This is a genomic window from Streptomyces lushanensis (genome assembly GCF_001700515.1).
GTDB classification, from domain to species: Bacteria; Actinomycetota; Actinomycetes; order Streptomycetales; family Streptomycetaceae; genus Streptomyces; species Streptomyces lushanensis.
In genome coordinates, this window is sequence record NZ_MAUD01000172.1 from 1 (window position 1) to 9,103 (window position 9,103).

9 protein-coding genes, 1 pseudogene and 1 riboswitch are annotated in these 9,103 nt (G+C 69.2%); of the genes and pseudogenes, 2 read left to right on the plus strand and 8 right to left on the minus strand.

Annotation, left to right across the window (positions count from 1 at the left end):
• Positions 1–379, plus strand: a pseudogene (locus tag BFF77_RS15910) (N-acetylmuramic acid 6-phosphate etherase); the annotation flags it as partial.
• A gap of 94 nt (positions 380–473) precedes the next feature.
• On the opposite strand, the gene BFF77_RS15915 reads toward BFF77_RS15910, so the two are convergent.
• Positions 474–1,466 carry an aldo/keto reductase gene (locus BFF77_RS15915; protein WP_066949625.1) on the minus strand — a complete coding sequence of 331 codons (993 nt, stop codon included), beginning with the start codon at positions 1,464–1,466 and terminating at the stop codon, positions 474–476.
• 98 nt (positions 1,467–1,564) lie between these two features.
• Here BFF77_RS15915 and BFF77_RS15920 point away from each other — a divergent pair, with 98 nt between their 5' ends.
• Positions 1,565–2,371: an alpha/beta hydrolase gene (locus BFF77_RS15920; protein ID WP_066949608.1), complete on the plus strand. Its 807-nt coding sequence runs from the start codon at positions 1,565–1,567 to the stop codon at positions 2,369–2,371.
• Between the two features lie 65 nt (positions 2,372–2,436).
• Here BFF77_RS15920 and BFF77_RS15925 read toward each other — a convergent pair whose 3' ends face one another.
• The 7 genes from BFF77_RS15925 to thrC form a co-directional block, all read right to left on the minus strand.
• Positions 2,437–2,820, minus strand: coding sequence for a VOC family protein (locus BFF77_RS15925; protein ID WP_066949610.1), 384 nt, complete (start codon positions 2,818–2,820; stop codon positions 2,437–2,439).
• A 122-nt stretch (positions 2,821–2,942) separates the two neighbouring features.
• Positions 2,943–3,551 carry a hypothetical protein gene (locus BFF77_RS15930; RefSeq protein ID WP_066949614.1) on the minus strand — a complete coding sequence of 203 codons (609 nt, stop codon included), beginning with the start codon at positions 3,549–3,551 and terminating at the stop codon, positions 2,943–2,945.
• Positions 3,551–4,108: an RNA polymerase sigma factor gene (locus BFF77_RS15935; protein ID WP_245703535.1), complete on the minus strand. Its 558-nt coding sequence runs from the start codon at positions 4,106–4,108 to the stop codon at positions 3,551–3,553. The genes BFF77_RS15930 and BFF77_RS15935 overlap by 1 nt, the downstream gene beginning before the upstream one ends.
• A gap of 254 nt (positions 4,109–4,362) precedes the next feature.
• Positions 4,363–5,985 carry a chaperonin GroEL gene (gene groL, locus BFF77_RS15940; protein ID WP_066949617.1) on the minus strand — a complete coding sequence of 541 codons (1,623 nt, stop codon included), beginning with the start codon at positions 5,983–5,985 and terminating at the stop codon, positions 4,363–4,365.
• Positions 5,986–6,405: 420 nt separating this feature from the next.
• Positions 6,406–6,609 carry a cold-shock protein gene (locus tag BFF77_RS15945; RefSeq protein ID WP_005315736.1) on the minus strand — a complete coding sequence of 68 codons (204 nt, stop codon included), beginning with the start codon at positions 6,607–6,609 and terminating at the stop codon, positions 6,406–6,408.
• Between the two features lie 432 nt (positions 6,610–7,041).
• Positions 7,042–7,317: a ubiquitin-like small modifier protein 1 gene (locus tag BFF77_RS15950; protein ID WP_066949619.1), complete on the minus strand. Its 276-nt coding sequence runs from the start codon at positions 7,315–7,317 to the stop codon at positions 7,042–7,044.
• A gap of 73 nt (positions 7,318–7,390) precedes the next feature.
• Positions 7,391–8,677 (minus strand): threonine synthase, encoded by a 1,287-nt coding sequence (gene thrC, locus BFF77_RS15955; protein ID WP_066949622.1) that lies wholly within the window; start codon positions 8,675–8,677, stop codon positions 7,391–7,393.
• 17 nt (positions 8,678–8,694) lie between these two features.
• A riboswitch (SAM riboswitch) is annotated at positions 8,695–8,822 on the minus strand.
• Positions 8,823–9,103: the final 281 nt, after the last annotated feature.

Consider the following 9,103-nt stretch of genomic DNA (forward strand, 5'->3'; position numbering starts at 1 on the left):
CGAGCACGGCATCGAGGTCGTCGTGGGGCCCGAGCTGATCACCGGCTCCACCCGCCTCAAGGCCGGTACGGCACAGAAGCTCGTCCTCAACATGCTCTCGACGATCACCATGATCCGGCTCGGCAAGACCTACGGAAACCTCATGGTCGACGTACGCGCCTCCAACGAGAAGCTGCGCGCACGCTCCCGCCGTATCGTCTCGCTCGCCACCGGCGCCTCCGACGAGCGGATCGAGACCGCGCTCGCCGCCACCGACGGCGAGGTGAAGAACGCGATCCTCACCATCCTCGGCTCCGTCGACGGCCCCACCGCCGCCGCGCTTCTCGCCGACTCCCAGGGCCACTTGCGCACCGCCCTGAAAGCCACCCGCACCAACTGAAACCCCCACCCCATGCCTCCGCCACCACCCGGCCCGCCCGGCCAGGGCGGGGCACGGGTCCCGGCGGCGGACGGCGGGCAGCGGGCAGCGGGGATCAGGCGTAGAAGTTGCGCTGCCAGCGGTGCTTGGCCAGTACGGCGAGCTGGTCCGCGGTGAGCGGACGGCCGTCGCTCAGAGCCGTGTTGCGCTCGACGTTGCGCACCGTGCGCATGCCCGGGATGACGGTGGAGACGGCCGGTGAACTCAGCACGAACCGCAGCGCGTTCTCGGCGATCTCGTCCGGGGCGATGCCGAGGTCGCCCACGATGGCGGCCACGCGCCGCTCGACCTGGGCCGGGCGGTCGTCGCGGAAGTAGCCGTTGCGCCAGTCGCCTTCCGGGAACGTCGTGCCGGCGGTGATACGACCCGTCAGGCCGCCCTCGTCCAGGGCCACCCGCACGATGACACCGACACCGTGCTCCTCACAGGCCGGGAGCAGCGTGTCGGCGGGCGCCTGGTCGAAGATGTTGTAGATGACCTGCACGGTGTCGACGGCGCCGCTGCGTACGAGGGCGAGGGCGTTGTCCGGCTGGTGGTCGTTGATCGAGACGCCGAACAGGCGGATCTTCCCTTCCCGCTTCAGCTCGGCGATCGTCTCCAGCCAGTCGCCGCGGCCGACCCATTCGTCGCTCCAGACATGGAACTGGAGGACGTCGAAGTGGTCCAGCCCGGAGGCGCGCAGACTGGTCTCCAGGCTTTCGCGGATGTGCGCGCCCGGGAAGGTCTCGGCCGGGTCGAGGCCGTCGGGCGCCGGCCAGGCGCGGTTCTTCGGCGGGACCTTGGTCGCGACGAGGATCTCGTCACCACCGGCGGCGGAACCGGCGCCCGCCGCGGCCCGCTCACGCACGACGCGCCCGACGATGCGCTCGCTCTCGCCGTAGCCGCGGGCGGTGTCGATGAAGTTCACGCCGAGGTCGATGGCGCGGTTCAGGGCGCGTACGGATTCGTCCTCCGTGGCACCCACCCAGGCGGACTCACCGATGCCCCAGGCGCCGTAACCGATCTCGGACACGGACAGTCCACTGCGTCCCAGCTCGCGGTAGCGCACAATCATCCTCCACGTCGTGATCCCCGGTGATCCTCGGCCCGGCGTACAGGCTCCGCCTGTCCGGGCCGCGCCCCAGCGTAGGGCCTATCGTGGGAAGGGTGCTGGAGTGGACCGACCACGACGTGGACGGACTCCTGGTCCGCGAGGCCCGTGACCCCGGGGTCCAGGAGCGGGGCCGGATACTGCTGGTGCCCGGGTCCATGCACGGCTGGTGGGCGTACGAGCGGTGGATGCCGGTGTTCGCGAAGGCGGGCTGGACGCCGCTGGCGATGTCGTTGCCCAACCACACCGGTTCCCGGGCCGTACCGGAGGCGGAGTTCCTCGCGTACACACCCGGCGACTACGCGGCCGCGGTCCGTACGGTCCTCGGCGGCCTCTTCCCCGATCTCGATCCGGGCTTCCGGCCGCCCGTCCTGCTGGGCCACAGCATGGGCGGGCTGGTGACCCAGTTGGTGGCGGAGGCGTATGTGCCGTACGCACTGGTGCTGGTCTCGACCGTGGGGCCCGGACAGCTCGGGCCGATGCGGTCGACGGCCTATCCGAAGGACCGGCCGGTGACGATGACCAGGGAACAGCTTCAGGAGATGTGGTTCCGCCATATCTCGGAGGAAGAACTCGACGTGCTGATGGACCGTCTGACGCCGGAGTCGCCGAATGTGATCAATCAGTACAGCAACGGCAGCGTCACCGTGGATCCCCACGCCATTCGCTGCCCGGTCCTGGTGGTGGGACCGGAGAGCGACCGTACGCCGGTCCATGACACCCGTACCGTCGCGGCACTGCTGGGCGCGAAACCGGTCGTCGTCCCGAACGTCGGCCACGACATGCCGCTCGAACACGCGGGCCTGCCTGCGGCGTCGACCATCGTCGCCTGGCTGGACACCCTCGCCCCCGCCGAATCATGAGGGCGCCGGCCTCCACGCGCTGTCCACCGAGGGCGCGGCCTTCGGACCGCACGCCGGAACGGCGGTCAGGCCGAGGCCCGTTCCCGTTCCGTCGCGCCGCGTTCCACGCACAATTCGTTTCCCTCCAGGTCCGCGAGGGTGACCCAGCCCATGCCGTCCGGGCGTCGGTGGTCGGCCACGAGCGTGGCGCCGAGGGCGAGAAGGCGGTCGACCTCCTCGTCGCGGGTGCGGTCCTGGGGCTGGAGATCCAGATGGACCCTGTTCTTGGTGGTCTTGGCCTCGGGCACGGTGACGAACAGCAGCGCGGCCCCGGGCGCCGTCACCAACACCTCGGGATCCCCGGGATGATCGTCCTCGGCCAGTGAGCCCCCGAGCACCTCGGCCCAGAAGCCGGCGAGGGCGTATGCGTCGGCGCAGTCGATCGTGATGTGTCGTACGAGGGAGGTCATGCGGGTCACTGTGGATCGTCGCGACCGCCCTTGTCCAGGCGAATTCCGGCGGCGCGGGCGGACTACACCCGCTGACAGCCGCGGGAACCCCGCACCCCGGTCACCGTCACCCGGCCGCCCGGTCAGCCCCTGAGCCGTAGGGCCCTGCGTACCGTCGGGCTCAGGGGGACGTCGTTCTCGGGGCCCGGTGTCGCCCGGTCGTCGCCGTCCACCGCGTACCAGCCCTGCATGGTGCTCACGAGGTAGTGGCCGCCAGCGGTCGCGCCGTCCTTCGTCAGCAGGAAGACATACTCCTTCCCGGCGGTCAGCGGCGCCGTCTCGGCGGCGGCCCCCGGCGGGATGTACGACAACTGGAGCCGGTTTCCCGGCACTTCGCCCTTGGCCGTCGCCGTGACATCCACCGGCGCGACCGTGTAGGTGCTCCCGCCGCGGCCGGGGCCCGACTCCTCCTCGCGGCCGGGCCCGAGCCTGCCCCGTACGATCAGGTCGGCCACCGCCTCCAACCGCTCGGTGCTCCGGTAGTACTCCTGGTCCGCGATGGCGCCGCCGCCTCCGGGCGGGCGCCCGCCCGGAGCCTGTGCTCCCCCGCTCGCGAGGAACGCGACGCCCGCGACGACGGCGGCCGTACCGCCCGCGAGAGCCGTCACCAGGACGGCGCGACGGCCCGGCCCCCGACGCGCGGGCGCGGCCGGCACCGGATTGGCCTGCTTGATCAGGGACTTGACGCGCATCACGCCGACTCCTCGGGCTCGGGCTCGGACCGTACGGAACGGTCCCGTACGTACAGGTCTCGGAACGCCTTACGGGCCCGGTGCAGCCGGACCCAGACCGCCGGCACCCCGCAGCCGAGGACCTCGCTCATCTCGGCGGCGCTCAGCCCGTCCCAGTAACCGAGCATCAGCACCTCCCGATGCCGGTCCGGGAGCCGGTCGAGCGTGTCCAGCACGGCGGTGTCCTGCCCGGACGCAGGTGCGCGGCTCAGTTCGTCGGTGATGCGCCGGTGGAGTTCGGTCAGACGCGCGCTCCTGCGGTGGTGATTGCTCAGCAGATTGCGCGCGGTGACGAACAGCCAGCCGCTGCCGGTCTCCTGGCCCGCGGCCATCCGTTCCCACGCGGTCCTGAAGACCTCCGCGGCCAGTTCCTCCGCCGCGCCCCGGTCGCCCAGCCGCCGGTGGACATAGGCCGATACGCGCGGGTGCTCGCGTACGTACATGGCCGTGAACCGCTCGGAGCGATCGCCGTCGGGCGTACGGCCCCCGTCGCTCCCCGTCGTCCGAAAGGTTTCCACACCTCTCATATGTCATGAGCCCGGCGGATCCTTACAGCCGCAAGCCGCGAGCCCCGAGCCCGAAGAACCACAAACCCCGAACCGCAAGCCCCGAATCCCGAGCCCCGAACCCCGCATCGCGAGCCCCGGCACCCGGCATCGAGCGCCCGGCACCCGGCAGGCGCCACCGCCCGGGAAACGCCCGAGGGCGGCACCTCCCCGAAAGAGGTGCCGCCCTCGGTACTGGAACCAGGACAGGATCCGAGCCGTCAGGCTCAGAAGTCCATGTCACCGCCCGGCATACCGCCCGGAGCAGCCGCGGCGGCCTTCTCCGGCTTGTCGGCGATGACGGCCTCGGTGGTCAGGAACAGCGCGGCGATGGAGGCCGCGTTCTGGAGCGCGGACCGCGTGACCTTCGCCGGGTCGATGATGCCCTCGGCGATCATGTCGACGTACTCGCCGGTCGCGGCGTTCAGACCGTGACCGACCGTCAGGTTGCGGACCTTCTCGACGACGACGCCGCCCTCAAGACCACCGTTGATGGCGATCTGCTTGAGCGGGGCCTCCAGCGCCAGCTTCACGGCGTTGGCGCCGGTCGCCTCGTCACCCTCCAGCTCCAGCTTCTCGAAGACCGAAGCGGCCTGGAGCAGAGCCACGCCACCACCGGCGACGATGCCCTCCTCGACGGCGGCCTTGGCGTTGCGCACCGCGTCCTCGATGCGGTGCTTGCGCTCCTTGAGCTCGACCTCGGTCGCGGCACCGGCCTTGATGACGGCCACGCCGCCGGCCAGCTTCGCCAGACGCTCCTGGAGCTTCTCGCGGTCGTAGTCCGAGTCGCTGTTCTCGATCTCGGCGCGGATCTGGTTGACCCGGCCGGCGACCTGGTCGCTGTCACCGGCACCGTCGACGATGGTGGTCTCGTCCTTGGTGATGACGACCTTGCGGGCGCGGCCCAGCAGGTCGAGACCGGCGTTCTCCAGCTTGAGGCCGACCTCCTCGGAGATGACCGTGCCGCCGGTGAGGATGGCGATGTCGTTCAGCATCGCCTTGCGGCGGTCACCGAAGCCCGGGGCCTTGACGGCGACGGACTTGAAGGTGCCACGGATCTTGTTGACGACCAGGGTCGACAGCGCCTCGCCCTCGACGTCCTCCGCGATGATCAGCAGGGGCTTGCCCGACTGCATGACCTTCTCCAGCAGCGGAAGGAGGTCCTTCACGTTGCCGATCTTGGAGTTGACGATCAGGAGGTACGGGTCGTCCAGGGACGCCTCCATACGCTCCATGTCGGTGGCGAAGTACGCGGAGATGTAGCCCTTGTCGAAGCGCATGCCCTCCGTCAGTTCGAGCTCCAGACCGAAGGTCTGGGACTCCTCGACGGTGATGACGCCTTCCTTGCCGACCTTGTCCATGGCCTCGGCGATGAGCTCGCCGATCTGGGTGTCGGCGGCGGAGATGGAGGCGGTCGAAGCGATCTGCTCCTTGGTCTCCACGTCCTTGGCCTGCTCCAGCAGGGCGCCGGAGACGGCCTCGACGGCCTTCTCGATGCCACGCTTGAGGGCCATCGGGTTGGCGCCGGCGGCCACGTTGCGCAGGCCCTCGCGGACGAGCGCCTGGGCCAGCACGGTCGCGGTGGTCGTACCGTCGCCGGCGACGTCGTCCGTCTTCTTGGCGACTTCCTTGACCAGCTCGGCGCCGATCTTCTCGTACGGGTCCTCGAGCTCGATCTCCTTGGCGATGGACACACCATCGTTGGTGATCGTGGGGGCGCCCCACTTCTTCTCGAGGACGACGTTACGACCCTTGGGGCCAAGGGTGACCTTGACGGCGTCGGCGAGCTGGTTCATCCCGCGCTCGAGACCGCGCCGTGCCTCCTCGTTGAACGCGATGATCTTGGCCATGTGAAGTGGTCCTCCCGGACAGGGGGTCTCCCCGGGCCGCCAAGGCCCAGGGGGCGGGTGGATCGGACCGCGCTGGCGCCCGCGACGGACGGCCTGAGAGCCGTGCGGTTCCTTGCCCCACCGGCTCTTCGGGCCTCACCGACCCGGTCCTTGAGTTGTCACTCTCACTCGCAGAGTGCTAACGCCAATGATTAGCACTCGACCCCCGAGAGTGCAAGCGCCCCCGGCTCGGGCGCGCGGAGTCGCGGAGTCCGGAAGGAGTCCGGAAGGGGGGACACGCGGAGTCCGGAAGGGGGGAGCGCCGGAAGGCGCGCGAGAGGGTGCCCGGACACGCACGAGGGGCCCGTATCCCGTCTCCGGGATACGGACCCCTCGGCCTGAGCCGTGAACTGAGTGCGTCGGTGGCCGATCGCGCCGGGATCAGACGGCGAGCTTGACCATGTCCGCCTGCGGACCCTTCTGGCCCTGCGAGATCTCGAACTCCACTCGCTGACCTTCTTCAAGGGTGCGGTAACCGTCCATCTGGATCGCGCTGTAGTGGACGAAAACATCCGCACCACCGTCGACCGCGATGAAGCCGTATCCCTTCTCCGCGTTGAACCACTTGACGGTGCCCTGAGCCATGCCTAACTCCCCTATTACTGGCCCTTCCAGGGGCCACACTTCGCGCCGGAACGCGTCGACCGCGGCTGAATGTATCTGCCCAACTGCCCTCTGCAACAGGTCAATCGGACGAGAATTCTGGGCATGGCCGAACACGCATAGCGACGAATCCGCTGCGTTCCCGGGCAAGTCGGGCCGGGCAAAGCGCACCTATAGTGCAAACAGCACCAGGAGTTCAGCCCTATCTTGTCGCGTTCTCATACACACGCCACGGAGGCGGTGGAGGGGCGTTCCCACACTCTATCGCGTTCAACCATAAAGAATGGCTCCCTCCGCTTCTCTTGCGGAGGGAGCCATGCCGGTCGCTCTGTGCAGTGACGGCGAAGCCTCACGGAAGCCTCACGGAAGCGACGCGGAAGTCTCGCCGAGGCCATGCCGGAGCCACGCCGGGAGTCAGCCTCCGGCGACCGCCGGGATGATCGAGACGCCGGCGCCCGCCGGGGTCGCGGTCTCCAGGCCCTGCTCGAAGCGGACGTCGTCGTCGTTCACGTACACGTTCACGAACCGGCGCAACTTGCCCTGGTCGTCCAGGACCCGCGCGGCGATACCGGGGTGGTCGGCCTCCAGGGACTGGATGACCTCGGAGAGGGTCGCCCCCTCGGCCGGGACCTCGGCCTTGCCGCCGGTGTACGTACGGAGAATGGTGGGGATGCGGACATTGACGCTCATAGTGGTGTTCTGCCTTCCGTCTTCCGTGCCGTCGTCGGGATCAGCGGGCCGGGCCGGGCCCGGCCATGTCGGGTCAGCGGGCCAGTCCGGCCGCGCGGAACGCGTCCAGGCTCGGGCGGATGGTCGCGGTCGGGCCCGTCGTCGGCGCCACCGCGTCCAGGGTCTTCAGTCCGTCACCCGTGTTGAGGACCACGGTCGTCAGCGCCGGGTCGAGCACTCCGGCCTCGATCAGCTTCCTGGTCACACCGACGGTCACCCCGCCCGCGGTCTCCGCGAAGATGCCCTCGGTGCGCGCCAGCAGCTTGATCGCGTCGACGATCTGCTCGTCGTCGACGTCCTCGACCGCGCCCCCGGTACGGCGGGCGATGTCCAGGACGTACGGGCCGTCGGCCGGGTTGCCGATCGCCAGGGACTTGGCGATGGTGTCCGGCTTCTGCGGCCGTACGACCTCGTGTCCGGCCTTGAAGGCGGTGGACACCGGCGAGCAGCCCGTGGCCTGGGCGCCGAAGATCTTGTACGGCCTGTCCTCCACGAGCCCCAGCCCGATCAGCTCCTGGAGGCCCTTGTCGATCTTCGTGAGCTGCGATCCCGAGGCGATCGGGATGACGATCTGGTCGGGCAGCCGCCAGCCGAGCTGCTCGCAGATCTCGTACGCGAGGGTCTTGGAGCCCTCGCCGTAGTACGGACGGAGGTTGACGTTGACGAAGCCCCAGCCCTCGCCCAGCGGATCGCCGATCAGCTCGGAGCAGAAGCGGTTCACATCGTCGTAGTTGCCCTCGATGCCGACGAGTTCACCGCCGTAGACCGCGGCCATGACGACCTTGCCCTGCTCCAGGTCGTGCGGGATGAACACACAGGAGCGGAAGCCGGCGCGGGCGGCGGCGGCGCCGACGGCACCGGCCAGATTGCCGGTGGAGGAGCAGGAGAGCGTGGTGAAGCCGAAGGCGCGGGCGGCCTCGACGGCGATGGCGACGACACGGTCCTTGAAGGAGTGCGTCGGATTGCCGGAGTCGTCCTTGATGTGCAGGGAGCCGGTGATACCCAGCTCGCGGGCGAGATTGTCGGCCTTGACCAGCTTGGTGAAGCCGGGATTGATGTTCGGCTTCGAGGCCACATCGGCGGGAACGGGCAGCAGTGGCGCGTACCGCCAGATGTTGTCCGGGCCGTCCGCGATGCGCTTCTTGAGCTCTTCCGGCGTGCCGCTCGGCAGGTCGTAGGCGACTTCGAGCGGCCCGAAACAGCTCGCGCAGGCGAAAAGGGGGCCGAGATCGAAACGCTCTCCGCATTCGCGGCACGAGAGCGCGGCGGCGGGTCCGAGGTCGACGGTGTCGTTGGCCTGGTGGACGGTCTGCACAGCCATGATGGCGAGGCCCTTTCTCCTCATCTTCCTTACGACGCGTTTCGCCGCAAGACGGAATTGGCACCTTCCCCACCGTGACCTCGCGGTCGGCGGGAGGGTTGCCGGGACTTCAACGGGCCGTTCCCTCAGTCCCTCTGGATGAGCGCTATGGCGGCGGACCAGGTCCGGCGCGTTTTTCCACGTAAAGACCCCCGGCATGCGGAGGTCATTCGTGTTGTTCAAGACTGTAACCGAAGGAGCGGACGGTTGAGATAGTGGTCCGCACCGCGAGATGGATCACGTCCGACCGTATCCGCAGGTCACGTCCATGGAAAACGTCAGGGAGTACCGACCGTGCTGGAAGAGGTGGAACGCTGGCTGACCAGGCGTTCCTGGTCAGCGGCCGACCGTACGCTCGACCGGCTCCTGGTGGCGAAGGCCGCGCGC

Excerpts from the sequence above, each read along its gene's own strand:
- BFF77_RS15925 (WP_066949610.1), bottom strand. The coding sequence starts at position 2,820 with ATGACCTCCCTCGTACGACACATCACGATCGACTGCGCCGACGCATAC.
- BFF77_RS15930 (WP_066949614.1), bottom strand. The coding sequence starts at position 3,551 with ATGCGCGTCAAGTCCCTGATCAAGCAGGCCAATCCGGTGCCGGCCGCG.
- groL (WP_066949617.1), bottom strand. The coding sequence starts at position 5,985 with ATGGCCAAGATCATCGCGTTCAACGAGGAGGCACGGCGCGGTCTCGAG.
- BFF77_RS15945 (WP_005315736.1), bottom strand. The coding sequence starts at position 6,609 with ATGGCTCAGGGCACCGTCAAGTGGTTCAACGCGGAGAAGGGATACGGC.
- BFF77_RS15950 (WP_066949619.1), bottom strand. The coding sequence starts at position 7,317 with ATGAGCGTCAATGTCCGCATCCCCACCATTCTCCGTACGTACACCGGC.
- thrC (WP_066949622.1), bottom strand. The coding sequence starts at position 8,677 with ATGGCTGTGCAGACCGTCCACCAGGCCAACGACACCGTCGACCTCGGA.